The organism is Silicimonas algicola (assembly GCF_003148765.1).
GTDB classification, from domain to species: Bacteria; Pseudomonadota; Alphaproteobacteria; order Rhodobacterales; family Rhodobacteraceae; genus Silicimonas; species Silicimonas algicola.
The window spans coordinates 133018-157053 of the sequence record NZ_QGGV01000001.1 but is presented as its reverse complement, the minus strand read 5'-3'; the positions used below and the strand labels follow the sequence as shown (position 1 = coordinate 157053).

27 protein-coding genes and 1 pseudogene are annotated in these 24036 nt (G+C 65.6%); 12 read left to right on the top strand and 16 right to left on the bottom strand.

The features are described from left to right. The first annotated feature begins 12 nt into the window (after positions 1–12). Positions 13–399, top strand: a complete 387-nt coding sequence (locus C8D95_RS00710) for a VOC family protein (protein ID WP_109757237.1) — start codon at positions 13–15, stop codon at positions 397–399. A 46-nt stretch (positions 400–445) separates the two neighbouring features. Beyond that, on the top strand, positions 446–1813 hold the full coding sequence (locus C8D95_RS00705; RefSeq protein ID WP_109757236.1) for an MATE family efflux transporter: 1368 nt from the start codon (positions 446–448) through the stop codon (positions 1811–1813). Here C8D95_RS00705 and ptsP read toward each other — a convergent pair. The 3 genes from ptsP to choW form a co-directional block, all read right to left on the bottom strand. Then, complete coding sequence (gene ptsP, locus C8D95_RS00700; RefSeq protein ID WP_109757235.1) at positions 1810–4068, bottom strand: phosphoenolpyruvate--protein phosphotransferase; 2259 nt, start codon at positions 4066–4068, stop codon at positions 1810–1812. The two genes, C8D95_RS00705 and ptsP, sit on opposite strands and share 4 nt — an antisense overlap. 129 nt (positions 4069–4197) lie before the next feature. Next, positions 4198–5229, bottom strand: a complete 1032-nt coding sequence (choV, locus tag C8D95_RS00695) for a choline ABC transporter ATP-binding protein (protein ID WP_109757234.1) — start codon at positions 5227–5229, stop codon at positions 4198–4200. Then, entirely contained in the window at positions 5226–6059 is an 834-nt protein-coding gene (gene choW / locus C8D95_RS00690; protein WP_109757233.1) for a choline ABC transporter permease subunit, read from the bottom strand. Before choW ends, choV begins: the two co-directional genes overlap by 4 nt. Before the next feature lie 176 nt (positions 6060–6235). On the opposite strand from choW, the gene C8D95_RS00685 reads away from it, so the two are divergent. Then, positions 6236–7354 carry a heme-binding protein gene (locus C8D95_RS00685; RefSeq protein WP_206508405.1) on the top strand — a complete coding sequence of 373 codons (1119 nt, stop codon included), beginning with the start codon at positions 6236–6238 and terminating at the stop codon, positions 7352–7354. Between the two features lie 104 nt (positions 7355–7458). Further along, positions 7459–8088, top strand: a complete 630-nt coding sequence (locus C8D95_RS00680) for a glutathione S-transferase family protein (protein WP_109757231.1) — start codon at positions 7459–7461, stop codon at positions 8086–8088. A gap of 64 nt (positions 8089–8152) precedes the next feature. On the opposite strand, the gene C8D95_RS00675 is transcribed toward C8D95_RS00680, so the two are convergent. After that, the gene (locus tag C8D95_RS00675) at positions 8153–9076 is read right to left on the bottom strand and encodes a choline ABC transporter substrate-binding protein (protein WP_109757230.1); all 924 of its coding nucleotides are present in this window, start codon (positions 9074–9076) and stop codon (positions 8153–8155) included. A gap of 80 nt (positions 9077–9156) precedes the next feature. Here C8D95_RS00675 and betI point away from each other — a divergent pair, with 80 nt between their 5' ends. The 3 genes from betI to betA are packed head-to-tail and all read left to right on the top strand — an operon-like array spanning position 9157 to position 12910. After that, positions 9157–9735, top strand: coding sequence for a choline-binding transcriptional repressor BetI (gene betI, locus C8D95_RS00670; protein ID WP_109757229.1), 579 nt, complete (start codon positions 9157–9159; stop codon positions 9733–9735). Beyond that, positions 9732–11240 (top strand): choline-sulfatase, encoded by a 1509-nt coding sequence (betC, locus tag C8D95_RS00665; protein ID WP_109757228.1) that lies wholly within the window; start codon positions 9732–9734, stop codon positions 11238–11240. Before betI ends, betC begins: the two co-directional genes overlap by 4 nt. Before the next feature lie 26 nt (positions 11241–11266). Further along, positions 11267–12910, top strand: coding sequence for a choline dehydrogenase (betA, locus tag C8D95_RS00660; RefSeq protein WP_109757912.1), 1644 nt, complete (start codon positions 11267–11269; stop codon positions 12908–12910). Positions 12911–13000: 90 nt separating this feature from the next. On the opposite strand, the gene C8D95_RS00655 is transcribed toward betA, so the two are convergent. Beyond that, on the bottom strand, positions 13001–14239 hold the full coding sequence (locus C8D95_RS00655) for an aspartate kinase (RefSeq protein ID WP_109757227.1): 1239 nt from the start codon (positions 14237–14239) through the stop codon (positions 13001–13003). Between the two features lie 295 nt (positions 14240–14534). Here C8D95_RS00655 and C8D95_RS00650 point away from each other — a divergent pair, with 295 nt between their 5' ends. Next, complete coding sequence (locus C8D95_RS00650) at positions 14535–15203, top strand: hypothetical protein (protein WP_126918469.1); 669 nt, start codon at positions 14535–14537, stop codon at positions 15201–15203. A gap of 71 nt (positions 15204–15274) precedes the next feature. Here the strand turns inward: C8D95_RS00650 and C8D95_RS00645 are convergent. From C8D95_RS00645 to C8D95_RS00635, 3 genes and pseudogenes are all read right to left on the bottom strand, one after another. Next, positions 15275–15604: pseudogene (locus C8D95_RS00645) on the bottom strand (GSU2403 family nucleotidyltransferase fold protein); the annotation flags it as partial. 147 nt (positions 15605–15751) lie between these two features. Further along, entirely contained in the window at positions 15752–16444 is a 693-nt protein-coding gene (locus C8D95_RS00640) for an NAD-dependent deacylase (protein ID WP_109757225.1), read from the bottom strand. A gap of 7 nt (positions 16445–16451) precedes the next feature. Next, positions 16452–16757 carry a hypothetical protein gene (locus tag C8D95_RS00635; protein ID WP_109757224.1) on the bottom strand — a complete coding sequence of 102 codons (306 nt, stop codon included), beginning with the start codon at positions 16755–16757 and terminating at the stop codon, positions 16452–16454. Between the two features lie 140 nt (positions 16758–16897). Here C8D95_RS00635 and C8D95_RS00630 point away from each other — a divergent pair, with 140 nt between their 5' ends. The 4 genes from C8D95_RS00630 to C8D95_RS00615 all read left to right on the top strand — a co-directional run bounded on the left by C8D95_RS00630 (position 16898) and on the right by C8D95_RS00615 (position 19682). After that, positions 16898–17503: a DUF6778 family protein gene (locus C8D95_RS00630; RefSeq protein ID WP_109757223.1), complete on the top strand. Its 606-nt coding sequence runs from the start codon at positions 16898–16900 to the stop codon at positions 17501–17503. Between the two features lie 62 nt (positions 17504–17565). Continuing rightward, complete coding sequence (gene pth / locus C8D95_RS00625) at positions 17566–18255, top strand: aminoacyl-tRNA hydrolase (RefSeq protein WP_109757222.1); 690 nt, start codon at positions 17566–17568, stop codon at positions 18253–18255. Continuing rightward, on the top strand, positions 18252–19262 hold the full coding sequence (locus C8D95_RS00620) for a DUF2332 domain-containing protein (RefSeq protein WP_109757221.1): 1011 nt from the start codon (positions 18252–18254) through the stop codon (positions 19260–19262). Before pth ends, C8D95_RS00620 begins: the two co-directional genes overlap by 4 nt. Positions 19263–19307: 45 nt before the next feature. Then, positions 19308–19682 (top strand): DUF2237 family protein, encoded by a 375-nt coding sequence (locus C8D95_RS00615; RefSeq protein WP_109757220.1) that lies wholly within the window; start codon positions 19308–19310, stop codon positions 19680–19682. On the opposite strand, the gene C8D95_RS00610 is transcribed toward C8D95_RS00615, so the two are convergent. From C8D95_RS00610 to C8D95_RS00570, 8 genes are all read right to left on the bottom strand, one after another. Beyond that, positions 19664–20167, bottom strand: a complete 504-nt coding sequence (locus C8D95_RS00610) for a helix-turn-helix transcriptional regulator (RefSeq protein WP_109757911.1) — start codon at positions 20165–20167, stop codon at positions 19664–19666. The two genes, C8D95_RS00615 and C8D95_RS00610, sit on opposite strands and share 19 nt — an antisense overlap. Before the next feature lie 27 nt (positions 20168–20194). Next, positions 20195–20653, bottom strand: coding sequence for a hypothetical protein (locus C8D95_RS21875; protein ID WP_109757219.1), 459 nt, complete (start codon positions 20651–20653; stop codon positions 20195–20197). A gap of 82 nt (positions 20654–20735) precedes the next feature. Next, a complete protein-coding gene (locus C8D95_RS21870) occupies positions 20736–21200 on the bottom strand; it encodes a PepSY domain-containing protein (RefSeq protein ID WP_164721553.1) in 465 nt (154 codons plus the stop codon). 228 nt (positions 21201–21428) lie between these two features. Further along, a complete protein-coding gene (locus C8D95_RS00590; RefSeq protein WP_109757216.1) occupies positions 21429–22001 on the bottom strand; it encodes a F0F1 ATP synthase subunit B in 573 nt (190 codons plus the stop codon). Positions 22002–22005: 4 nt separating this feature from the next. Then, positions 22006–22560: a F0F1 ATP synthase subunit B' gene (locus C8D95_RS00585; RefSeq protein WP_109757215.1), complete on the bottom strand. Its 555-nt coding sequence runs from the start codon at positions 22558–22560 to the stop codon at positions 22006–22008. Positions 22561–22635: 75 nt separating this feature from the next. Next, a complete protein-coding gene (locus C8D95_RS00580; RefSeq protein ID WP_109757214.1) occupies positions 22636–22872 on the bottom strand; it encodes a F0F1 ATP synthase subunit C in 237 nt (78 codons plus the stop codon). A 52-nt stretch (positions 22873–22924) separates the two neighbouring features. Next, positions 22925–23686: a F0F1 ATP synthase subunit A gene (locus C8D95_RS00575; RefSeq protein WP_282957619.1), complete on the bottom strand. Its 762-nt coding sequence runs from the start codon at positions 23684–23686 to the stop codon at positions 22925–22927. A gap of 1 nt (position 23687) precedes the next feature. Then, positions 23688–24011, bottom strand: coding sequence for an AtpZ/AtpI family protein (locus tag C8D95_RS00570; protein WP_109757213.1), 324 nt, complete (start codon positions 24009–24011; stop codon positions 23688–23690). Between the last annotated feature and the right edge of the window lie 25 nt (positions 24012–24036).

The following is a 24036-nucleotide window of genomic DNA, read 5'->3' as shown; positions in this document are numbered from 1 at the left end:
AGGAGCCTTCTCATGACTGCCGCACGTCTCGAACACCTCAACGTCACCGTCTCGGATCCCGCCACGACCGCCGCATGGCTCGGTCGCGTCTTCGGCTGGCGCGTGCGCTGGCAGGGCCCGGGCATGACGACGGGCCGCACGATCCATTGCGGAACCGACGACGCGTATGTCGCCCTCTTCAGCTTTTCCGAACCACCGCGCGACCCTAATGACGAGAGCTATCGCACCAAGGGCGGCCTCAACCACTGGGCCGTCGTCGTGGACGACCTGGATGCGACCGAGACGCGCGTGCGCGCCGAGGGGTTCGAGCCGCACAACCACGCGAGCTATGAACCGGGACGCCGCTTCTACTTCCGCGACACTGACGGGATCGAGATCGAGGTCGTTGAATACGCCTGACCGATTTCGTTTGCCTAGCGCGGCGCGGCGAGGCTAAAGGGCGGCCATGCAGCAGGACAGCCCTCACGCGCCGCCGGCCCGCGCCGGCGAACAGATCCGCGCCCTTCTGGGGCTCGGCCTTCCGCTCGTGGGCAGCCACCTGGCGCAGATGGCGATCGTCACGACCGACACGCTGATGATGGGATGGTACGACATCCCGTCCCTCGCCGCACTCTCGCTGTCCGGGCCGATCTGGTTCAACGTCTTCGTTCTGGGCTCGGGTTTCGGATGGGCGGTGATGCCGATGATCGCCTCGGCCCTGTCGCAGGGCGACGGCCGGCAGGTGCGACGCATCACCCGAATGGGGCTGTGGCTCTCGGCGCTCTGGGGGCTGATCGTCACGCCCTTCTTCATCTTCGCCGAGTCGATCTTTCTGGCCATCGGCCAGGACCCGGAGGTCTCGCGCCTGGCCGGCATCTACATGGTCTGGCTTGGGCTCGCCATGACGCCGGCACTGCTGGTCAACGTGTTGAAGAGCTATCTCTCGGCGCTCGAACTGACGCGCGCGATCCTTTTCATCACGATCCTCGGCGCAGTTCTGAATTTCGTCTTCGACTGGCTGCTGATCTTCGGCAACCTCGGCTTTCCCGAGCTCGGGATTTCGGGGGCGGGAATCGCGTCTCTGCTCGGCAACCTGATCGCCTTCGGTCTTCTGGCCGTCTACGCCGGGCGGGCTCGGCCAAGCCACCAGCTGTTCAGGAACATCCACCGCATCGACCGCGAGTACTTCGCCCGCGTGTTTCGACTGGGTTGGCCGATCGGGCTGACCACCTTCGCCGAGGTGGGTCTCTTCGCCGCCGCCACCACGATGATGGGGTGGGTCGGAACGATCCAACTCGCCGCCCACGGTATCGCGCTTCAGATCGCCAGCCTGACGTTCATGGTTCACATGGGCCTGAGCCAGGCAATCACCGTGCGCGGCGGCCGTTACTGGGGCGTGGGCGACCGCGACACGCTGAGAGTGGCGAGCCTTGCCGCCATGGGCATGTCCCTGACCTTTGCAGGGCTGACCATCATCATCTTTCTCACGATCCCCGGCTCTCTCGTCGGCCTGTTCGTCGATCCTGCCGATCCGCAGCGGCCAGCCATCCTCGCCGCGGGGGCAAGCCTTCTGGCAGTGGCCGCCCTGTTCCAACTCGTCGACTCCGGGCAGGTGATGGCCCTTGGGATGCTGCGCGGCGTTCAGGACACCCGCGTGCCGATGATCATGGCTGTCGTCAGCTACTGGGTCGTCGGGCTTCCCGTCAGCTACGTGATGGGCTTCACCTTCGGCCTCGGGGGGACAGGCATCTGGCTCGGCCTCACCGTCGGCCTTGCGGGTGCCTGCCTGATGATGCAGACGCGCTACTGGACGCGCTACACCCTGTCGGCCTAGGGGCCGACGGTCCGCAGCCACTCCATCACCGCACCACGAACGGACTGATCACCGCTTTCGCGGGCCGCGTCGATGACACGTCGCGCATCCGACAAGTCGACGCGCCGGATCAGATGCTTGACCGGACCGATGGAGGCAGGCCGCATCGACAGCGAGCGAAGGCCCATGGCGGTCAGGGCAAGCGCCTCGATAGGCCGCCCGGCATCTTCGCCACAGAAGCTGACAGGCGTGCCGGTCGCGTTGCAGCGCTCTACTATCTGCTGGAGGAAAGTCAAATAACTGACGTTCAGACTGTCGTAACGGCGGCGCACGCGCTCGTTCTCGCGGTCGGCGGCGAAGAAGAACTGCTTCAGGTCGTTGCCACCGATCGAGATGAAGTCACACATCTCGAAGAACTGACGCGGCGCGAACGCGATCGACGGCGTCTCGAGCATGGCGCCGATCTCGAGCTTCTCGGGCAGAGGATGACCCAGCTTCCGCTCGCGCTCGACCTCGTCAAGAAGGTGCTGGCGCGCCATGCGAAACTCGTCGAACTGGGCGATGAACGGGAACATCACCGTCAACGGTCGTCCGTTCGCGGCGCGCAGCAGCGCCTGAAGCTGCATCCGCATGACTCCGACCTTGTCGAGCCCGACGCGGATCGCGCGCCAGCCAAGCGCCGGGTTCGGCTCTTCCTCGCGCTTCATGTAGGGAAGGACCTTGTCCGAGCCGATGTCGAGCGTGCGGAACACGACGCGCTTGCCCTGTGCCGCGTCGAGAACCCGGGAATAGATCGCGGCCAATTCGGACCGCTTCGGCACCTTGTTCCGGGCGAGAAACTGAAGTTCGGTGCGGAACAGGCCCACGCCGTCGGCCCCAGAGCCTTCGAGCGAGGGAAGCTCGGCGATCAGCCCGGCGTTCATGTGGAGCGACACGACGGTGCCGCACTTGGCCTCGGCCGGAAGACCGCGCAGGCCCGCATAGCGCTCCTGCGCCTGCGCCTGCATGGCGATCTTGTCGCGGAAGGCCGAAACGACGCCCGCGTCGGGCCGCAGGTGAACGATCCCCTGGTCGCCGTCGACCATGATGTGATCGCCGTTCAGCGCCTCCTGCGTGATACGCCCTTCGGTGTGGACGATCAGGGGGATCGCCCAGGCCCGGGCGACGATGGCGGCATGGCTGCCCACCGACCCCTGTTCAAGGATGATGCCCCTCAGCTTGCCGCGGCCATAGTCCAGAAGCTCGGCCGGACCGATGTTGCGGGCGACGAGGATCGGATCCTCGGGAATGCCCGCGCCGGTGTCCCTGCCCTGCCCGGTCAGGATGCGCAAAAGCCGGTTCGAGAGGTCGTCGAGGTCCTGAAGGCGCTCGCGCATGTAGTGGTCGGCCGCCTCTCCCAACCGGCGGCGCGCGGAGGACTGTTCCTTCTCGACGGCAGCCTCGGCCGATAGACCGGCGGCGATGTCCTCTTCCATGCGTTTCAGCCAGGACCGCGAGTGGGCGAACATGCGATAGACCTCGAGAACCTCTCGCTGGTCCTTGTCGACGGGATCCTCACCCACGGATTCGAGCATGTCGTCGACGGAAAGACGCAGAGTCTCGATGGCTGCGTGCAGGCGCGTCATCTCGGCTTCGGGGTCGTCGGCGACGGGGTTCGTGACCACGACACGCGGTTCGTGAAGGTAGACGTGTCCCTCGGCGACGCCTTCCTGGCCGATACCGCCCCGGAACATGACGGGCGTCGTGTGCAGCGCGCGCAGCGCCTCGCCTTCGCCGACGAAAGCGCCGAGTTCGGTCATCTCGGCCAGCACCATCGCCACGACCTCGAGGGCGTAGACCTCGTCTTCGGAAAAGGCGCGAGCCTCGCGCGACTGGACTACGAGAACCCCCAGCTTGGTGCCCAGCCGCTGTATCGGGACACCGCAAAAGGACGAGAAGACCTCCTCCCCGGTCTCGGGCATGTAGCGGAAGCCGCGCTCGGCCGGAGCATCGGCGGAATTGACCACGCGCCCGTCGCGGGCGACGCGACCGACAAGACCCTCGCCCAATTTCATCCGCGTCTTGTGAACGGCTTCGGACTTCAGGCCTTCGGTGGCGCAGAGTTCAAGCGTCTTGGGATCGCGGAACAGGTAGATCGAGCAGACTTCGGTCCGCATCGAGGTGGCGATCAGTTCGACGATATGATCCAGCCTAGCCTGACCCGCCGTGTCTTCGGCCAGCGTGTCCCGCAGGCGCCTGAGAAGCTTCCGGCTTTCGGTGTCGGTCTGCTCTGCCATAGCCTGCCGTGACTCCCCGGGACGTGCCCCGGCCCGGTCCGAATAGACCACAACTGGGTTCGGGGTGGAAACGGAAAACCCGAAGCGGGCATCGTCGTTCCCGACCTGCCCGCGCCTTCGGCTAAGTGGTCAGCCCGATGGCAGAAAACGAGCGAGAACGCTCTCGCGCGAGATTTGACCGATACACTGTCCGTCCTCGACCACGGCCACCGGCGCTCCGGTCTCCAGAACGGCACGGATCACGTCGTCGATCTCATCGTCGGCCCCGATGGTGCCTTGCGCAGCGGACCCGGCAGGCTCCATCACGTCACGTGCGCAGAGCACGCCGAGAGGGTTCATGTGGCGCACGAATTCGGCGACATAGTCGTTGGCGGGGTGCTGATAGATCTCGCGGGGCGTGCCCCACTGGACGATCCGGCCGCCTTCCATGATCGCGATGCGATCTCCCAGCTTGAAGGCCTCGTCGAGGTCGTGGCTGACGAAGATGATGGTCCGGTGCAGTTTGCCCTGCAATTCCAGCAATTCATCCTGAAGCCGGGTGCGGATCAGCGGGTCGAGCGCTGAGAAGGGTTCGTCCATCAGAAGGATCGGCGCTTCGGTCACGAAGGCACGGGCGAGACCGACGCGTTGCTGCATCCCGCCCGACAGCTCGCCGACCCTGCGTTCCGCCCAATCGGAGAGGCCGACGAGAGCGAGTTGCTCGTCCACCCGCCCGCGACGCTCCTTGCTTGTCTCGCCGCCAAGCTCGAGCCCCAAGCCCACGTTGTCGCGTACCGTCCGCCAGGGAAGAAGGCCGAACTGCTGAAACACCATCGCGATCCGCCGAAGCCGCATGTGGCGCAACGTGGCGGCATCGGCGTGGGTGATGTCGACCTGCGCGTCCCCATCCTCGACAATCACCCGACCGCGAACCACCGGGTTCAGCCCGTTGACCGCGCGGAGCAGCGTCGACTTGCCTGACCCGGACAAGCCCATGAGGACGAGGATTTCGCCCTTTCCGACCGTCAAGGAGCAGTCGTGGACGCCCAGGACCTGCCCCGTGCGCTGCTGGATCTCGGACCGGCCGAGGCCTTCGTCCATCAGAGGCATCGCAAGGTCGGGCTTGTCTCCGAAGACAATCGAGACGTTGTCGAAGGTGACGGCGGATGTCCCGGCGCTCATCGCTTCCGCACCTCCAGCATGACGCGGAGGACGGTGGCGAGAGCCACGATGACGAAACCCGACTCGAAACCAAGGTCGGGCTGCATCCGGTTCAGCCCGTTCAGGACCGGCTGACCGAGGCCTCCGGCGCCGACGAGCGTCGCGATCACGACCATCGACAGCGACAGCATGATCGTCTGGTTCAGGCCGACCATGATCTGGGGAAAGGCGGACGGCATTTCGACCTTCCAGAGACGTTGCATGGGTGTCGCGCCGAAAGCCGTCGCGGCCTCGGTCAGCGCGGCAGGCACGGTCGAAATGCCGAGGTAGGTCAGCCGGATCGGCGCGGGGATCGCGAAGATCACCGTCGCGATCAAGCCCGGCACCTGGCCCAGGCCGAAGAAGATGACGGCCGGGATCAGGTAAACGAAGGTCGGCAGCGTCTGCATCAGGTCAAGGACGGGCTCGAGGACGCCATAGACCCACTGGCGACGGGCGGCGAGGATGCCTATGGGAATGCCTACCCCCATGCAGACGATGCAGGAGACGAGGATCAGCGTCAGCGTCTCGATCGTGCGGTCCCAATAGCCCTGGTTGACGATGAACAGCATGCCGAGGCCGACGATCACGCATTTCTTCCAACTGCGTTGAAGCAGGTAGGTCAGCGCCACGAACACCAGCGTGACGATCAGCGGCCCCAGGCTCTCCAAAGCGAAGGCCACGCTTTCTATCAGCCCGTCCAAGGCCCTTTCTGCCACGTCGAACACGCCCTGGGCGTTTCGCTGAAGCCAGTCGACGATCGCTTCGGCCCATCTGCCGATTGGAAGCTTCCAGTCCGTCACCCAGTCCATCGTCGTGAAAACACAGCCTCCGCACGTGAACGCGCCGGGAAAGCCCCGGCCCCTGCCCCATTTCAAGGCCCACTCTGTGCTAGCTTGCAGCCCGGGTCCAAGCCCTTTTCCCGGACCCTTGGCCATAATTTTCAGGCCTGAGACATTTCGACGAAAGGACTTTTCCCATGTTGGACATGAACAGGAACACCGTTTACGAGAACCGAAAGATCCGGTTCGCGAGCATGAACGACGAGGCTCTCGGGCCTCTGAAGCAACTTCCGGGGGTCTGGGCGAACGTCCGACCCGAATTCCGGATGAACAGCAACTTCCGGGGTGTTGGGACGCTTGAAGGCGCCGCCGCCAGCCCCTTCGACGGACGCGGCTGGAACCTGATCGCCCTGCCCTTCGCGCAGCAGGGCCAGTTCCGCAACTACCGGCTTCTGATGAACCAGTACAACGAAGTGCTGACCTTCACGAAGGTCGACGAGGCCGTGCCCAACCGGGGCATCACCAACGAAGGCATGACCGCGCAGGCGGACCAGAAGGTCGCTGCGCTGGACTATGAGCAGACCATCGCACAGATCGCGGCCGACGACATCGGCGACAGCGACGTGGCAGGCCCGCCCGAGTTGCCCATTCACCACGAGCCAGGCTTCTTCCTTCACATGAAGGAGCAGCGTATCGACGGTATCGACATCGGACGGCTCGCCACGATCCCGCACGGCAACGCGGCCACGGCTCTTGGCACCTCGCGCGTGTTCGACGGCCCGCCCGAGATTCCCGTGATGAGTGCCTTTCCTGAAGGCGTGGTTGTCGGCGACATCAGCGAGGCGGTCGATGCCGCCACCGACGAGACGGCGTATCTCTTTCCCTACCGCGCCTTCTCGCAGGACCCGTTCAAGGGCGTCCTCTCCGGCACACCCTTCCCTGGCTTTTCTCCAGCGGATCCGACGGCACTGCTGCGGCTCGGCTTGCCGGCGAACGTTGTGCGCACGACGGAGCTGTCGCTCGACACCAGCCTCAAGGAAGCGGGTATCGTGAACATCCCGTTCATCGAGAGGCAGGCCGACGCCAACTTCATGCGCTCGATCTTCTGGATCATGGAGCTGGACGAGGAAGGGCTGGATGGCAAGCCGAAGCTCGTCCTCGCCTATGCGCAGTTCATTTTCCTCGACTTCTTCCCACGCCGTGACGGTGTCGAGGGTCTGATCCGCTGGCCGCACATCTCGATCAACATGATGGAAAAGATCTCGGAACCGCCGGGCGTGGTGACCGATGACATGAAGATCGCCTACGCCCTGCCGGAGACATAAGGCAGACGAACGAGGCGAGAAAGCGCGCGGGACTCTCCCACCCGCGCGCTTTCCATTTCCGGGCTCTCGTATACTCTCGCGATCGACGGACAGGGAGCAAGACGATGACGGACCTCGCCTTCTACACCAACCCAATGTCTCGAGGGCGGATCGCGCGATGGATGCTCGAGGAGACAGGCTGCGCTTACGACACCCACATCGTCGAATTCGGCGCATCCATGCATGGTGACACCTACAAGGCCGTCAACCCGATGGCCAAGGTTCCCGCGATCCGGCATCGCGGCGTCATCGTCACCGAGGCGGCCGCCATTTGCGCCTACCTCGCCGACGCTTTCCCCGAAGCGGGCCTGGCGCCAGACGTGTCCTCCCCGGACCGGGGCCCCTATTACCGCTGGCTTTTCTTCGGCGCGGGCCCGGTCGAGCATGCCGTCGTCAACGAGAGTTTCGGTTGGAAGACTTCTGATCCGATGGAGCGAGGACGCACGGGTTACGGCAGCCTCGGACGGGTGTGCCGGACGCTTGACGCGCATCTTTCGGACGGACGCACCTGGCTTCTCGGCGACACATTCACCGCGGCGGACGTGTATCTCGGCGCGCAGATCGCCTGGGGGCTCCAGTTCAAGACGATCCCCGAGAAGCCCAGCTTCACGTCCTATGCCGGCCGCCTCGTCTCCCGGCCCGCCGCGATCCGGGCGAGGGAGAAGGACGAGGCGTTGATGAAAAAGGCGACCTGATCAGGCCGCCTCACGTCTTTTCAGTTACGTCGGCGGTGCGGGGGCAGGGCCCCCGCGTTCTCTCTCAAATCCCCAACGCCCCTTTCACGGCATCCAGACCCTCGGCGCCGTCCTTCGTCGTGACGCCGGCGAGCCAGCCATCGAGCGTGCCGGGGTTCGCCTTCAGCCATTCGGTCGCCGCCGCTTCGGGGTCCTTCCCGTCGTCGAGGATAGCGCCCATGATCTCGTTCTCCATCTGGAGCGAGAACTCGAGGTTGTTCAGCAGCGTGCCGAGGTTAGGACACTCGGCGGCAAAGCCCGCCGACGTGTTTGTATAGACCGTGGCGCCGCCCAGGTTAGGGCCGAACCAGTCGTCGCCGCCTTCGAGATAGGTCAGGTCGAAATTGGCGTTCATAGGATGCGGTTCCCAGCCCAGGAACACGACCGGCTCGCTGCGACCGTCAGCACGCGCCACCTGCGCGAGCATTCCCTGCTCGGAGCTTTCCACGACCTCGAAGCCGGACAGCCCAAAGGCGTCCTGCTCAACCATGTCCATGATGAGGCGGTTGCCGTCATTGCCCGGCTCGATGCCATAGATCTTGCCTTCGAGAGCGTCCCTGTTCGCCGCGATGTCGGCGAAGGAGGTGATCCCGAGATCGGCCGCGGCCTTGTTTACGGCAAGCGTGTACTTCGCGCCCTCCAGGTTCGCGCGCACCGTGTCGACCGTGCCTGCGTCGCGATACTTGGCGATATCGGCTTCCATCGTGGGCATCCAGTTGCCGAGGAAGACATCGACATCCTTCTCGGCGAGCGAGGCATAGGTGACCGGCACCGACAGCACCTTCGTCTCGGTGTCGTAGCCCAGTGCCTCGAGCACGACCGAGGTTGCGGCGGTGGTGGCGGTGATGTCGGTCCAGCCCACGTCCGAGAAGGTGACGGTATCGCAATCGGCTAGGGCGGGGGCCGCACTCACGATGGCAAGCGCGGACAAGGCGGATTTGAGTCGCATCTTCTGGCTCCCTGTTTTATTGACTGACCAGTCAATCAAGAATACTTGCGGTCCTTGATGGACCTTGTGCAAAGGTAAACATGCCAAAGCTTGGAATGGAACCGGTAAGACGGGCCGCTCTCATCGACGCGGCCATCGCCGAGATCGGGGCGGCCGGGTCGCTCGACGTGACCGTTGGCGGGATCGCGAGGCGCGCAGGCGTCTCGTCGGGCCTCGCGCATCATTACTTCGGCGGCAAGGACGACATCCTGCTGGCTGCGATGCGCCATGTCCTGAAGGTCTATTCGGAAGAAGTCCGATCCCGCCTCGTCGCCGCCTCGGGACCTGCGGCCCGCGTCGAGGCCGTCATCCGCGCCAGTTTCGCGCCTTCGAATTTCCAGCCCGACACAGTGGCTGCCTGGGTCAACTTCTACCTCCTGGCGCTGTCCTCCGAGGACGCAGCGCGTCTTCTGCGCGTCTATCGCCGCCGCTTGCGGTCGAACCTCGTCCACGCCCTGCGCCAGCTTGGAGCGCAAGACCCCCTGGGTTCGGCCATACGGATCGGTGCGCTGATCGACGGCCTCTACCTCCGCCACAGCCTCGCCGATACGCCGGACGGCGCAGCGGCGACCCGCGCCGCGCTGTCGGCCCTCGCTCTCGAACTGAAAGGTGCCGCATGAGCCGTCCAAACATCCTGATCCTCATGGTCGACCAGTTGAACGGCACGCTCTGGCCCGACGGTCCTGCCGAATGGCTGCACGCGCCACACCTCAAAGCACTGGCCGAGCGATCGGTACGCTTCCGCAACGCCTATACCGGCAGCCCGCTCTGTGCCCCGGCGCGGGCCAGCTTCATGTCGGGCCTCCTGCCGTCCCGGACCCGCGTCTACGACAACGCAGCCGAGTTCGGCTCGGATATCCCGACCTACGCCCACCACCTGCGCCGTGCCGGCTACGCCACCTGCCTCTCGGGCAAGATGCACTTCGTTGGTCCCGACCAGCTGCACGGCTTCGAGGAACGGCTGACCACCGACATCTACCCGGCCGACTTCGGCTGGACCCCCGACTACCGCAAGCCGGGAGAACGGATCGACTGGTGGTATCACAACATGGGTTCGGTCACAGGCGCCGGGGTCGCCGAGATCACCAACCAAATGGAGTATGACGACGAAGTCGCCTTCAACGCCGAGCAGAAGCTTTACGACCTGTCGCGGGGCCACGACGAACGGCCCTGGTGCCTGACAGTCAGCTTCACTCACCCGCACGACCCCTATGTCGCGCGGCGCAAGTTCTGGGACCTCTACGAGGACTGCGCGCACCTGATGCCGGAGGTCGGCCCGCTCTCCTATGAGGAGCATGACCCCCACGCGCGACGCATCCTCGACGCGAATGACTGGCACAACTACGACGTGACCGAGGAGGACGTGCGCCGCTCCCGCCGCGCCTACTTCGCCAACATCAGCTACCTGGACGAGAAGATCGGTGCGATCCTCGACGTGCTGAAACGGACACGTCAGGAGGCCATCGTGGTCTTCGTTTCGGACCACGGCGACATGCTGGGAGAGCGCGGGCTGTGGTACAAGATGAACTTCTTCGAGGGATCATCGCGCGTGCCCCTGATGGTTGCCGCCCCGGATCTTCAGCCCGGGCTGGTGGACACACCCGTCTCGACCATCGACGTCACGCCCACGCTCTGCGATCTGGCCGGAGTCGACATGGCCGAGGTCGCGCCCTGGGTGGCGGGCGAAAGCCTGGTGCCGCTGGCGCAAGGCACGCCCCGCGAAACTCCGGTCGCCGTCGAGTATGCTGCGGAAGCCTCGATCGCGCCGATGGTCTGTCTCGTGCAGGGCGGATGGAAGTACACCGCCTGCCCCGCCGACCCCGAGCAGCTCTTCCATCTCGCGGAAGACCCCCACGAGCTTTCAGACCTCGTCGCCGATCCGGCCCATGCCGCGACGCTTGACCGCTTTCGCCACATGGCAGCCGACAGGTGGGATCTTCCCCGCTTCGACGAAGAGGTGCGAGAGAGCCAGGCAAGGCGCCTGGTGACCTACGATGCGCTCAGGAACGGAGCCTACTACCCCTGGGACTTCCAGCCGCTTCAGAAGGCGTCGGAACGCTACATGCGCAACCACATGGACCTCAACATCCTTGAGACCGGCCAGCGGTTCCCGAGGGGCGAATGACCGGCAGCATCGGAACCCTTCCGTCGATGGAGGCCGACTATGTCATCGTCGGCGCAGGCTCGGCGGGCTGTGCGCTGGCCTACCGGCTGACCGAGGCGGGCCGGTCGGTGATCGTGGTCGAACATGGTGGCTCGGATGCGGGTCCGCTGATCCAGATGCCCGGCGCGCTGTCCTACCCGATGAACATGCCGCGCTACAATTGGGGGTACGAGACCGAGCCCGAGCCTGGTCTGGGCGGCCGCCGTCTGGCCGCACCGCGAGGCAAGGTCATCGGCGGGTCGTCCTCGATCAACGGGATGGTCTATGTCAGGGGCCATGCCCGCGACTTCGACACCTGGGCGCAGCTCGGCGCGACCGGCTGGTCCCATGCGGATGTCCTGCCCTACTTCAAGCGGATGGAGACGTGGCACGGACCCGACGCCTCGGACGTTCGCGGCACGGATGGGCCCATCCATGTGACGCGCGGGCGACGCGCCAACCCGCTCTACCATGCCTTCGTCGAGGCCGGGCGACAGGCAGGCTATGAGCTGACCGGCGACTACAACGGTGAGAAGCAGGAAGGCTTCGGCCCGATGGAGCAGACGGTCTGGAAGGGCCGGCGCTGGTCGGCGGCGACGGCCTACCTGAAACCGGCGCTCAGACGCGCGAACTGCACGCTGGTGCGGGGGCTCGCCTCTCGCGTGACGATCGAGGAGGGTCGCGCGACCGGTGTCGACCTGACGCAATCTGCCGTGACCCATGTACGTGCGCGGGCCGAGGTGATCGTGTCCGCCTCGGCCTTCAATTCACCCAAGCTTCTCATGCTGTCGGGGATCGGGCCAGGGGCGCACCTGGCGGAACACGGCATCGACGTCTTGGCCGACCGCCCCGGTGTGGGCACGAACCTCCAGGACCATCTCGAGGTGTACTTCCAGGTCGCCGCCAGCCAGCCCGTGACGCTTTTCCGATACTGGAACCTCCTCGGGAAGGCCTACGTCGGCGCACGTTGGCTGCTCACGCGGACCGGACCCGGAGCCTCGAACAACTTCGAAAGCGCGGGCTTCATCCGCTCGCGGGCGGGCGTGGAATACCCGGACATCCAGTTCCATTTCCTTCCCCTGGCCGTGCGCTACGACGGCAAGTTCGTCGCCGACGGCCACGGCTTTCAGGCCCACGTCGGGCCGATGCGCTCGCCATCGCGCGGCTCGGTCACGCTCAGGTCGGGCGATCCGGCCGACGCGCCGGTGCTGCGGTTCAACTACATGTCGACCGAGCAGGACCGCATCGACTTCCGCCAGGCGATCCGGCTGACGCGCGAGATCTTCGGTCAGCCTGCCTTCGCGCCCTACACAAGGCACGAGCTTCGCCCGGGCGCCGAAGTCGTGTCGGACGAGGCGATCGACGCCTTCGTCCGGGACCATGCCGAGAGCGCCTATCACCCCTGCGGCACCTGTCGGATGGGTTCGGCAGGGGACAAAAGCGCCGTGGTCGACGCCGAGGCGCGGGTGATCGGTGTCGATGGTCTGCGCGTCGCGGACACCTCGATCTTCCCCCGCATCACCAACGGCAATCTGAACGCGCCTGCGATGATGGTGGGCGAGAAGGTGGCGGATCACATCCTGGGACAGCGCCTGCCACCGGACGACCGCGCGCCCTGGATCAATCCGGCGTGGAGCGTCTCGCAAAGGTAGTGCCCGCAGGCGTCTTCTTCTGTCGCGAAATACTCCGGGGAGAGCGAGGGGCAGAGCCCCTCGCCAGGTTCGGCGCCGAAGGCGGCGAAATCAGGCGGCGCGGTCGAGACCGAAGGTGTCGTGCAGCGCCTGCACGGCCAACTCCATGTACTTCCGGTCGATCAGGACCGAGATCTTGATCTCGGACGTCGTGATGACCTTGATGTTGATCCCCTCGTCGCGGAGAGCCTTGAACATCTGGGCAGCGACGCCGGCATGGCTACGCATCCCGATGCCGACGACAGACACCTTGGCCACATCTTCGTCGGTGACGAGTTCGGAATAGTTCACCTCGTCCGACGCCTTGACCTTCTCCATCGCCGCCCTTGCGCGGGCGACCTGGTTGACGGGCAACGAGAAGGTCATGTCGGTGCGACCCTCCTCGGAGATGTTCTGGACGATCATGTCCACGTTCACCCCGGCCTCCGACAGCGGTCCGAAGATCGCGGCGGCGATGCCGGGGCGGTCGGCGACCGAGAGAAGCGTCATCTTCGCCTCGTCGCGGCTGAAGGCGACTCCGGCGACCACGTTCGATTCCATGATATCCTCCTCGGCACAGACCAGAGTGCCGGCGCTTTCATTGTTGTCCTCGAAACTCGACAGGACCCGCAGCTTCACGTTGTAGCGCATGGCGAGTTCGACCGAGCGGGTCTGGAGCACCTTGGCACCAAGCGAGGCCAGTTCCAGCATTTCCTCGAAGGCGATCTTGTCGAGCTTGCGGGCCTTGGAGGTGATGCGCGGATCGGTCGTGTAGACCCCGTCCACGTCGGTGTAGATGTCGCAGCGCTCTGCTCCGAAGGCGGCGGCGAAGGCGACGGCGGTGGTGTCCGAACCGCCGCGGCCGAGGGTGGTGATCCTGCCCTCGGGCGAGACGCCCTGGAAGCCCGCGACGACGGCGACCTTCATTCCCTGGGCGAAACGGGCGTTGATGTTGTCGGTCGGGATCTCCTCGATCCTCGCCTGGCTGTGGGCGCTGGTCGTCTTCAGCGGCACCTGCCAGCCCTGCCAGGATCGCGCTGGCACGTCCATTTCCTGAAGCGTCAGCGCCATCAAGCCGGCGGTCACCTGCTCTCCCGACGAGACCACGGCGTCGTATTCCCGGGCGTCGTAGAGCTTGGACGTCTCCTCGACCCAGCCCACCAGCTCGTTGGTCTTGCCGGACATGGCGGAGACGATGACGATGACGTCGTAGCCGTTGGCGACCTCGCGGCCGACGCGCTTGGCGGCACGGCGGATACGGTCGAGCGTGGCGACGGAGGTGCCGCCGAATTTCATCACGAGAAGTGGCATGGGACGGCCCGGGCTTCGTTCGCGCGCCTGTTACGGGATCGTCCGGGGCGGGGCAAGGGGCGGAACGCGTTAAGGCGGCGTTCGAACGGGGGTGTTGCGGAGACCAGGCGGCAGCGTTAACGCCTTGTTTTGCGGGGTTTGGTGGGGAAAGGCGTGTTCTGTATCGCGTCGGTATCGCGTCGGTGGATGGAGCGGTATCGGCGGCAGGCAGCGGCGCGGAGGCTGCGTGCGGCAAGGAAGATTGACGGGGCGTTAAGAAATACCTCGTCAGACCTATTTCACGGTATGCTTCGGCATGGACCGTTTTGCGCCGACCACCAACGACTACGGATTGTTGGCGATGCCCTTGGAGGAAGCCGCCTCCGCGTTCACGGCGTTATGGGCGGACGTGCCCCATGTCATGTCCCGGTCCGATCTTCAGGGGAGTTCGGGAGAAGTCTTTCTCCACCTTGAACCTCTGAGCATGGCGCTGGACCGCGCTCTTCTCGTTGCAAACGGGAACATGTGGACCAGTTACTTCGCCAATGGCCTGATTGGATCGGACGTATTCCTGCCAGTGTCCCGGATGGCGGCGGCGCGCGGATGTACGGGCGTACGGGTCGCAAGGTCGTCCACCGCGACCATCTTCGCGTCCTATGAGGGTCCGGAGCGTGGCGGGAGGATCAACAATCATCGGCGATCCATCTATGTCGCCCGTGAAGGAGGCTGGAAATTCGGGTCCGCCGGGGATCCCTACCCATTCGAGGACGTGTCCCTCTACGAGGCAAAACGCGTCCGCGATCGGTTTACGCCCGCTCATCTGGATGATCTTCTTGCGGGCTTGGGCGCACCCTTGGGTCCACTCCCGGACGCCCCGAAGCTCGAAGCCGTGATGTTCGTCCACCATGACCGAGCGCCGCAACTCAGGCGTTGGACATATTCGGAGGTGCAGGCCGGACTGCCATGGAAGAGGGACGAGCCTTAGAAAGGCTTCCATTCCTTGAAAAGGGTTTCAACGAGCCGCTAATGCTTTGCATGCAGGCCATCGAAGGGTCATCACATCGCGCTCAGGATCTTCCCCGTATCGGGCATACGCTTGAGCGAGTTCGCTATATGCTCGCGCCAGCGTGGTCCCGCCTCCATCGCAGTATCGTAAGCCAGTGAAAGATCGTCGGGCCTGTCCTCGGCCATCGCCTCGACCAGAAAAGCCGCCTGCTCGCGGTCCTTCGACGCCTTGAGACTGCCCGCGCCGTCACGCCGACGGTCGGCGATGATAAGCTTGTGGATGGCATATCTCTCGGGCCGAGGCACCTGCACGAGAACGCCGGACCTGTAGATTGCCGCAGCGTGGATCGGTTCGGCGATCAGGAAGTTGAGGTAGTTCAGCCCTTAAATACCTAACAAAAATTTATATTGTTAGGTATGCCAAGGCGGAAGGCTCTGGCGGCTGCGCAGCACTACTGTAACTCTTGAGCAGAGCCAAACTGCAATGGTAACTTTGAGCTACACTCTGCCATTCGCCTCAGCCCACCCTCACCGCTCCCTCAGCACCCGCGCCACCCAGGCCGGGACCGTCTCGGTGGCCGGGCCCAGGATCACCTCGTCGAACTGGCCTGCGACCTGGGATGGCTCGAGGTTGATCTCGACGGTCCGCGCGCCCCTCGCCCTCGCCTCGGCGACGAAACCGGCTGCGGGATAGACGGTGCCGGAGGTGCCGATGGCGACGAAGAGGTCGGCGGTGCGGAGGTGGCCCGCGATCCGGGGCAAGTGGTGGGGAACCTCGCCGAACCAGACGACGTCCGGGCGGGTCTCGGGCCGGCCGCAGTCGGGGCATTGGTCGTTAAGCGACATGACGAGCGGCGCGGGCCAGCGCGCATCGCAGGCGGCGCAGCGGGCGACGCCGTGCGCACCGTGCATGTGGAGGGCGTCGGAGCCTGCCGCCTCGTGCAGGCTGTCGACGTTCTGGGTGACGAGGGTGACTTCGCCGCGCGTGTACTCCGACTGGAGCCGGGCGAGGGCCAGGTGCGCCGCGTTCGGCTGCGCGCCCCGGGCGTTGGCGCGGCGCATGTTGTAGAAGTCGATGACCTTCTGCGGGTCGCGGGCGAAGCCCTCGGGCGTCGCCACCTCGGACAGGTCGTACCTGGTCCAGACGCCGCCCTTGTCGCGGAAGGTGCCGAGGCCGCTTTCGGCCGAGACGCCCGCGCCGGTCAGGATGAGGATCTTCATTCCCGGATCACCGGGTGCAGTAGACCTGCGCGGTGTTGCCGAAGTTGCGGTAGCGCTCCCAGAACGACTCGTCCGAGCGGCGGTCCGACGTCCGTACGCGCTGCGCCCGGTCAGGGTTGGCGAAGAAGCTGGCGGCGAGGCGCTGGTCCGACGGCGTCAGGGTAATGTCCGCCGCATCCTGGATGCAGCCGCAGAGGCTGCGCTGGTTGTTGCCACGCTGAGATTTCAGACAGGCGTTTTCGATGGCCCCTGCGAGGGCCGGTTCGGCCGTCGCGAGGACGATGGCCATGACTGCTACGCTTCTCAACTTCATGCTCTCCTCCGTTACCCTTGACTGTACCTCGGCGCGTTCTGTTGCGCGCGCGCCACTGCGCTTGCACTAGATGTGGCATTGAAAACCAAATTCTGCGAATGTCGCGCCGCAGGCAAGACAAAAGCAGAATGAGGCACGAGATGAAGCGTCGGTCGGCGTTCCTTGGGTTGGCACTGGCGGTGCTGGCGGGGTGTTCGGGCAACTGGCAGGTAGCCTACGATCAGGGGATCGACCCCTTGGTGTCGCGGGGATGGCGGGTCGCCGACGTGATCGTCGTCGTCCCGGACAGCCTCAAAGCGTCGGAATCAAACACATATGCGCCAAGCGGCGACATCGTCTGGCACGGCGAGCCTTTCGGTGACCGCAAGGCGCAGGTCGCGGCCCTGATGAAGGAAGGGATCCTCGGGGGGGCCCGCGAACTGTCGGGCGATCGTCCGGTCTACATCACCGCGGTCGTGCGCCGGTTTCATGGCGTGACGCCTGCCGCTGTCGCGCGTGCGCCGGGTGCGGTCCACAACATCGACTTCGATCTTCAGGTGATCGACGCGCGCACGCGCGCGCCTCTGACCGAGACGCAGCCCGTGTCGGCCGACCTTGAGGCGCACGTCGGCGCGGCGGCGATCACCGCGGCGATCGAGGGCGAGACGCAGCGCGTCCGGCTGGTCCGGCACATCGCGGCGGTGACGCGAGGCTGGCTGGGACTCGGTCCGGACCAGCGCCGCAGCTTCGCAGGGTTCGGGCGCTGACGGCGGACGTTGCCGCCAAGGGGCCCGAGGGCTAGGTTCGCCGTCAGAAAGGACCTTAGCCCATGCAGCTTTTCGTCGGCCTCGGAAACCCGGGCGCGAAGTACGCGCGCAATCGCCACAACATCGGCTTCATGGCGGTGGACCGCATCGCGGGGGACCACGGTTTCGCGCCGTGGCGGGCGAAGTTCCAGGGACAGGTCAGCGAGGGACGGCTGGGCTCGGCGAAGGTCGTCCTGCTGAAGCCCGAGACGTTCATGAACAATTCGGGCCAGTCCGTGGGCGAGGCGATGCGGTTCTACAAGCTGACACCGGGCGACGTCACCGTCTTCCACGACGAGATCGACCTCGCGCCGGGAAAACTGCGCGTCAAGGAAGGTGGCGGTCACGCGGGACACAACGGCCTGCGGTCGCTTCACGCGCATCTCGGAGATGCGTATCGCCGGGTGCGGATGGGGGTCGGGCATCCGGGCCACAAGGATGCGGTGCCGGGCTACGTCCTGCGGGATTTTCCGAAAGCGGACGAGGACTGGCTGGACGACCTGCTGCGCGGCGTGTCCGACGGCGCGGCCGCGCTGGCCGAAGGTGACGCGGGGCGGTTCCAGAACGCGGTGGCGCTGCGTCTGAACCCGCCGCGGTCGTCGACGACCAAGGCCGAGGCGAAGGTGGCCGAGACGAAGGCGGAGGTGCCCGAGCCCTCGCCCGCCCAAGACGCCAAATCTCCGTTTCAGAGGCTGGTGGATCGCTTCCGATGACCGTCCGCGCGGCGTTCGGCGTCCAGTCGCGCGCCTGCGCCGCTCTCGGCTCGCCCTTCATGGAACGGCTGATGGCGCTTGCGGGCGCGCGGCTTGAGGCGGGGACATCTGTCGCGGATCGGGTCTTGGGGTGGCCGGGGAACCCTTCGCCCAGTGCGGACAGCGTGCCCTTGCGGCTGGCCGGCGGGCTGCACGCGCTGAAGCTGCAAGGGCTGGCCCTGGTCGAGGAATATCCGCCGCACGAGGTGTCGGACGACCGGCTGTGGTCCGCCGTCGAGGCCGCCTTCCGAAGCCACGAGGAGCACTTGCTGGAGTGGCTGGGCCAGGCGCCCCAGACGAACGAGGTGCGGCGCGCGGCGGCGATCCTGGCGGCTCTGGCGCTGGCTTGTGCGGGGTCGGACCAGCCGGTCGAGCTTGTCGAACTGGGGTGCAGCGGCGGGCTGAACCTGCGCTGCGACAGGTTCCGTCTGGACGCGCCGGGCGGCTCACTGGGCGATGCGGCGTCGACGGTCGTCCTCTCGCCCGAGTGGCGGGGCGGGCCTCCGCCGCTCGATCTGCCTCGCGTGGCGTCGCGGGTCGGCGTCGACGTGGCGCCTCTCGACCCCGCGTCGGAGGCCGGGCGTCTGCGGCTTCTTGCCTATCTCTGGCCCGATCAGACCGACCGCCTGACGCGGACGAGCGAGGCCATCGGGATCGCGCGCGAGACGCCTGCACGGTTCGTGCGCGCCGATGCGGGCGCCTGGCTGGAGGAGCATCTGGCCGCCCCGGACCGCGGTCTGCGGCGCATCGTCTATCACACCGTCGCATGGCAGTATTTTCCCGAGGACACGGCGGCGCGCGCACTTTCCGCGATGAAGGCCTCGTCGGCTCCGGTTGTTCGCATCGGGATGGAAACGGACGGTGCCGAGAACGGCGCCCGGCTCTGGCTGACACGGTATTCCGAAGACGAGACGGTCGAGCTGGGACGCGCCGACTTTCACGGCCGATGGATCGAGTGGCGGCGTTGAAGCCCGCGCCATGAGGACTAGCTGTGGCTCAAGGGGGCGCGCACCATGAAGAAAGACGAACCCATAAATGTTCTCGGCGAGACGCTGGAGCCCTGCTCGACCGAGCCAGTCACGGGCTTTTTCCGGGATGGCGCCTGCAACACCTGTCGCGAAGATTCAGGAAGCCATACCGTCTGCGCCGTGATGACGGCCGAGTTCCTGGCCTATTCGAAGTACGTCGGCAACGACCTGTCGACGCCCCGGCCCGAGTTCATGTTTCCCGGACTTAAACCCGGCGACCGCTGGTGCCTCTGCGCCTCGCGCTTCCTGCAGGCGGCGGACGAGGGCGCGGCGCCGCGGATCAATCTGGCCGCCACGCATACCAAGGCGTTGGACATCATCCCGCTGGACGTTCTGATGGATCACGCCAGCGAGGACTGAGCCGGCTCGTCCTCGATCAGGTCGTCGATGAAAAGGCTGAGAAGCTGTGGCCGGCCGCTGACGCCGGCCTTGCGGTAGATGGCGTTGGTCTGCGCCTTGATCGTGCCCTCGCTGACCCCGCGAAATCCGGCGATGTCCTGCGTCGAGAAGCCCTTGATCGCGAAAAGGGCGACGTCGCGCTCGGCGGCTGTCAGGCTCCAATCCTCGAAACGCTCGGCCAGAACGTCGCGGAAGGCGCTTCTTGCGCGGCGGAGGGCCTCCTCGGCGGCGACGGTGCGACGGCGCGATTGACGCAGGGCCAGCCAGCTTACGACGACGCCGATGACGAGGCCGAGTGCCGCGCCGATCTGGATCAGCTCGACGAAGGCCCAGTCGATCGGCCCTATCGGCAGCCCGAGGATCGAGATGAGGATGTCCGATACGAAGAAGGCGGCACAGGCCAGTTGGACCACGAGAACCGCGCCGAGGACGTATCGGTTGTTCACGCGCGACACTCCGCCCCGCGCGGGGTGTCAGTCCTCGCCGGAATTCGACGAGCCCGATCCGCTGTTGTCGTCGTCGCCGTCATCGTCGTCTGAATCGTCATCGTCGGAATCATCGTCGTTGCCGCCGGAATCGTCATCATCGGAATTGTCATCGTCATCGAAATCGTCGTCGTCATCGCCGCTTCCCTTGCCCGAGGAGCCGCCTGAGGCCGACCTGGATGAATCGCCGTCGCGCGAGCGATCGAAACGGATGTAGTCGCGCAGGATCAGCCCCGTGGCCGGGTTGACAACGATCTCGCGCTGGCGGTCTCCGGTTACGGCGACGAAGCGCATCCGGCCCAGCAGGGTCCGGCTGATCCTGATCTCGGCGTAACCCTCTTCGCGAAGTTCCGCGACGATCCGGGCGCGGACTTCGTCCGGCGAGGCCGCCGCGGGCGCCGTCATCGCAAGTGCGAGGTAGATCAGGACAAAAACACGTTTCAACATTTCAAGTCACCATTGGCGGGCCCTGCGTGAAAAGCAAGGCCCGCCGGGGAAGCCCGATCCGTGAGGATTCGGGGGCTGGGGTTCAGTCGTCGTCCGACTCGCCGTGGTCGTCGCCGTCGTCGTCGTCATCATCGTCGTCATCGCCGCCACCGGGGCCGCTGTTGTCATCGTCGTCGTCGTCGTCATCATCGTCGTCGTCACCGCCATGACGGCCGCTACGATCGTCGTCATCGTCATCGTCATCGTCGTCGCTCAGGAAGTCGCGGTCGCGCTCGCGCACCTGCACGCCGGTGCGGTCGCTTTCATCGGCGTCGGCCCGTTCCTGTTCCTGCTTCAGGATGGCGCCCGTCACGCGGTCGTAGATCACTTCCAGCTTCTGGCTGTCCTTGATCGCCTCGACCTTGACCTGCGTGGGGCCGCCCTGCACTTCGACGAAGGTGAAGCCCATGTCCTGGTAGCGCGCGACGACCTGGTCGGTGAAGGCGTCGGCGTGGGCCGCACCGACCCACAGGGCGGAGGCGGCGGCGGTGGCAAAAAGTCTGTTCATGTCTGGTTCCTCGTTTTCCGTTAGGCGACGCATCACGGCGCCGATGACCCAGTTGCCCCACAAAACCGGTCCCTCTCCATTCGCCACAGGTTGAGATGTGGGGCAATAAACCCAGGTGATGGGCCGATAAACTTCAGGGAAACGGGCATAAACTTGAGGTCTAGATCGCAGGCATGAAAAGGCCCGGCGCGGGGGCCGGGCCTTTTGCAGAGGTCGAGAGCGCTGGCGTCAGTGCAGCTTGGCCCGCACCACGCCGATTGCATCGTCGATCAGCGACGCGGCCTTGTCGGCGCTCATCTTCTGCTGGATGACCTCGCCCGCGGCCTTGACGGCGATTCGCGCGGCTTCGTCCCGGACCTGCTTGATCGCGGCGGCTTCGGCCGAGGCGATCTGGCCCTGGGCGGACTGGACGCGACGCTCGATCGATGCGGCCAGATCCTTCTTCGCCAGTTCCGCAGCCTCGGTGGCGTTGTCGCGGGCGGCGGCCACGATGCGGTCGGCCTGCTCCTGCACTTCGCGCTGCTTGCGCTCGTAGCTGGCCAGCAGGGTCTGCGCCTCGTCGCGGAGGGCGCGGGCTTCCTCAAGCTCGGACCGGATGCCGGCAGCGCGCTTGTCGAGGAGCTCGGCCAGACGGGACGGCACCTTGAAGTAGACGAGGACGCCGAGGAACAGCAGGAACGACACGAGGACGATGAAGTCGGTGTTGGCGAGCGAGTAGAATTCGCTGGAGAACACGTTCTTGGTGGCGGCGACGGCAGGGCTGGCCGTCAGGAGCGCCGCGAGCGTGAGAAGTCTCTTCATGGCGTCACCCCTTCACGTTGTTTGCGACGGCGGCATCGACCGACGCGTCATCCACGTCGACCCCGAGGGCGGCGACGACGGCGCGTGCGGTGTCGCGGGCGACCTCGTGGACGGCCTCTGCCGCACCTTCGCGGATCTCGGCGATGCGGGCCTCGCCTTCGGACGTGCGCGCGGCGATCTCGGCATCGGCCTTGACGATGGCTGCGTCGACGTCGTCCTGCATCTCGGCCTTGGCCTCGGCGGCGATGCGCCCGGCTTCGGTACGCGCGTCGGCGAGCGCCTTGTCGTAGGCGGCCTCGGCGGCAGCGGCCTTGCTCTTCAGCTCTTCGGCCGCGGCGATGTCGTTCGTGATGGTGCCCTGACGTTCGGCGAGAACGCTGGCGATGCGCGGCAGCGCCACGCGGGACAGCACGAAGTAGATGACGACAAGCGTCACCACCAACCAGAAGATCTGGTTGGCGAAGGTGCTGACGTCGAGTTGCGGCAGACCCGGTGCGGCCTCGGCGGCGTGCGAGCCAGTCTCGAGCGCGCCTTCGCCTACTAGTGTTTCCGTCGCCATGGCGACCTCCTCAGACCCTGTGACCAGCCGGGCGACCCCCTGGGCGGCCCGGCACGTAAGGATGGCGAGGCGCGCTTAGACGGCGAACATCAGCAGAAGCGCCACGAGGAACGAGAAGATCCCGAGAGCTTCGGCGAAGGCGATGCCGATGAAGAGCGTGGCGGTCTGGCCGGCGGCGGCCGACGGATTGCGCAGGGCACCGGCGAGGAAGTTGCCGGCGACGTGGCCCACACCGATGGCGGCCGCGCCCGAACCGATGGCGGCGAGGCCGGCACCGATGAATTGACCCATGTTTGCGATATCGCCTTCCATGTCGAATGCTCCTTACGTTGGAAGTGTGTCTGAAACTGTTGGTTGGCCCGACCTAGTGCGACGGATGCAGCGCATCCTTGAGGTAGACGCAGGTCAGGATGGTGAAGACGTAGGCCTGGATGAAGGCCACTAGGACCTCGAGGCCATAGATGGCGACCACGGCCAGGATCGACAGCGGCGCGATGGCGGCGACGGCGGCGAAGGTCGCGAAGACCTTGATGACCGCGTGCCCGGCCATCAGGTTGCCGGCAAGTCGGATCGAGTGGCTGAGAGGCCGCACGAAGTAGGAGATCAGCTCGATCACCGCGAGGATGGGCCGCAGCGCCAGGGGCGCGGACGAAACCCAGAAGAGACCGAGGAAGGCGGCGCCGTTCTTGACGAAGCCGATGATGGTGACGGCCAGGAAGACCGCGAGCGCCAGGACGGCGGTGACCGCAATGTGGCTTGTCGTGGTGAAGGCCATCGGCAGGAGGCCGAGGAAGTTCGCCATCACGATGAACATGAACAGCGTCATGATATAGGGGAAATACTTCAGGCCGTCCTTGCCGGCCACATCCTCGACCATCTTGTAGACGAAGCCGTAGGCAAGCTCGGCGATGGACTGGATGCGGGAGGGGATCAGCGCGCGGCCGCGGGTTCCGAGGATAAGCAGGGCCGCGATGCAAGCGACCGTGAGGGCCATCCAGAAGGTGACGTTGGTGATCGTGAAGGCGTTGACCGGGCCGTCGCCGAACAGCGGCTGCACGATGAACTGGTCCATCGGGTGGAACGAGAGGCTGCTGCCGCCTTCTGCGCCGTGAACTTCTTCCGCCACCTCAGTCCCCTTCCTTGTCGCCGGGTGCGCCCGGCGTGAATTCTCTCGCGCTGGCGAGCATGGTCTTCACCCCCGCCGCGAACCCCAGAAGCGTGAACACCACCAGAAACCACGGCAAAGTGCCGAAGAGGGTGTCCAGCCCGAATCCCACTCCGAAGCCGATCCCCAGCCCCGCCACCAGTTCGATCACCATGCGCCATGCCACGTTGAGCTGGCTGTAGTGTTCTTCCTGGTGCCGCTTCGCCGCGTCAGGGACGCGCTTACTGGCCAGTTTGGCTTCGAGGGCCTCCATCCGGGCCTTCCGATCCTGATCGGTCTCGGCCATGACGTCGTGTCCCCCATGAGAACTT

What these genes read in the sequence shown, in the direction of transcription:
- C8D95_RS00580 (WP_109757214.1), bottom strand. Translation starts at nt 22,872, where the DNA reads ATGGAAGGCGATATCGCAAACATGGGTCAATTCATCGGTGCCGGCCTC.
- C8D95_RS00630 (WP_109757223.1), top strand. Translation starts at nt 16,898, where the DNA reads ATGAAGCGTCGGTCGGCGTTCCTTGGGTTGGCACTGGCGGTGCTGGCG.
- C8D95_RS00650 (WP_126918469.1), top strand. Translation starts at nt 14,535, where the DNA reads ATGGACCGTTTTGCGCCGACCACCAACGACTACGGATTGTTGGCGATG.
- choW (WP_109757233.1), bottom strand. Translation starts at nt 6,059, where the DNA reads ATGGACTGGGTGACGGACTGGAAGCTTCCAATCGGCAGATGGGCCGAA.
- C8D95_RS00675 (WP_109757230.1), bottom strand. Translation starts at nt 9,076, where the DNA reads ATGCGACTCAAATCCGCCTTGTCCGCGCTTGCCATCGTGAGTGCGGCC.
- ptsP (WP_109757235.1), bottom strand. Translation starts at nt 4,068, where the DNA reads ATGGCAGAGCAGACCGACACCGAAAGCCGGAAGCTTCTCAGGCGCCTG.
- pth (WP_109757222.1), top strand. Translation starts at nt 17,566, where the DNA reads ATGCAGCTTTTCGTCGGCCTCGGAAACCCGGGCGCGAAGTACGCGCGC.
- C8D95_RS00570 (WP_109757213.1), bottom strand. Translation starts at nt 24,011, where the DNA reads ATGGCCGAGACCGATCAGGATCGGAAGGCCCGGATGGAGGCCCTCGAA.
- C8D95_RS00685 (WP_206508405.1), top strand. Translation starts at nt 6,236, where the DNA reads ATGAACAGGAACACCGTTTACGAGAACCGAAAGATCCGGTTCGCGAGC.
- C8D95_RS00615 (WP_109757220.1), top strand. Translation starts at nt 19,308, where the DNA reads ATGAAGAAAGACGAACCCATAAATGTTCTCGGCGAGACGCTGGAGCCC.
- C8D95_RS00655 (WP_109757227.1), bottom strand. Translation starts at nt 14,239, where the DNA reads ATGCCACTTCTCGTGATGAAATTCGGCGGCACCTCCGTCGCCACGCTC.
- choV (WP_109757234.1), bottom strand. Translation starts at nt 5,229, where the DNA reads ATGAGCGCCGGGACATCCGCCGTCACCTTCGACAACGTCTCGATTGTC.
- C8D95_RS00705 (WP_109757236.1), top strand. Translation starts at nt 446, where the DNA reads ATGCAGCAGGACAGCCCTCACGCGCCGCCGGCCCGCGCCGGCGAACAG.
- betC (WP_109757228.1), top strand. Translation starts at nt 9,732, where the DNA reads ATGAGCCGTCCAAACATCCTGATCCTCATGGTCGACCAGTTGAACGGC.
- C8D95_RS00680 (WP_109757231.1), top strand. Translation starts at nt 7,459, where the DNA reads ATGACGGACCTCGCCTTCTACACCAACCCAATGTCTCGAGGGCGGATC.
- C8D95_RS00710 (WP_109757237.1), top strand. Translation starts at nt 13, where the DNA reads ATGACTGCCGCACGTCTCGAACACCTCAACGTCACCGTCTCGGATCCC.
- C8D95_RS00590 (WP_109757216.1), bottom strand. Translation starts at nt 22,001, where the DNA reads ATGAAGAGACTTCTCACGCTCGCGGCGCTCCTGACGGCCAGCCCTGCC.
- C8D95_RS00585 (WP_109757215.1), bottom strand. Translation starts at nt 22,560, where the DNA reads ATGGCGACGGAAACACTAGTAGGCGAAGGCGCGCTCGAGACTGGCTCG.
- betA (WP_109757912.1), top strand. Translation starts at nt 11,267, where the DNA reads ATGGAGGCCGACTATGTCATCGTCGGCGCAGGCTCGGCGGGCTGTGCG.
- C8D95_RS00640 (WP_109757225.1), bottom strand. Translation starts at nt 16,444, where the DNA reads ATGAAGATCCTCATCCTGACCGGCGCGGGCGTCTCGGCCGAAAGCGGC.
- C8D95_RS00620 (WP_109757221.1), top strand. Translation starts at nt 18,252, where the DNA reads ATGACCGTCCGCGCGGCGTTCGGCGTCCAGTCGCGCGCCTGCGCCGCT.
- C8D95_RS21870 (WP_164721553.1), bottom strand. Translation starts at nt 21,200, where the DNA reads ATGAACAGACTTTTTGCCACCGCCGCCGCCTCCGCCCTGTGGGTCGGT.
- C8D95_RS00635 (WP_109757224.1), bottom strand. Translation starts at nt 16,757, where the DNA reads ATGAAGTTGAGAAGCGTAGCAGTCATGGCCATCGTCCTCGCGACGGCC.
- betI (WP_109757229.1), top strand. Translation starts at nt 9,157, where the DNA reads ATGCCAAAGCTTGGAATGGAACCGGTAAGACGGGCCGCTCTCATCGAC.
- C8D95_RS21875 (WP_109757219.1), bottom strand. Translation starts at nt 20,653, where the DNA reads ATGTTGAAACGTGTTTTTGTCCTGATCTACCTCGCACTTGCGATGACG.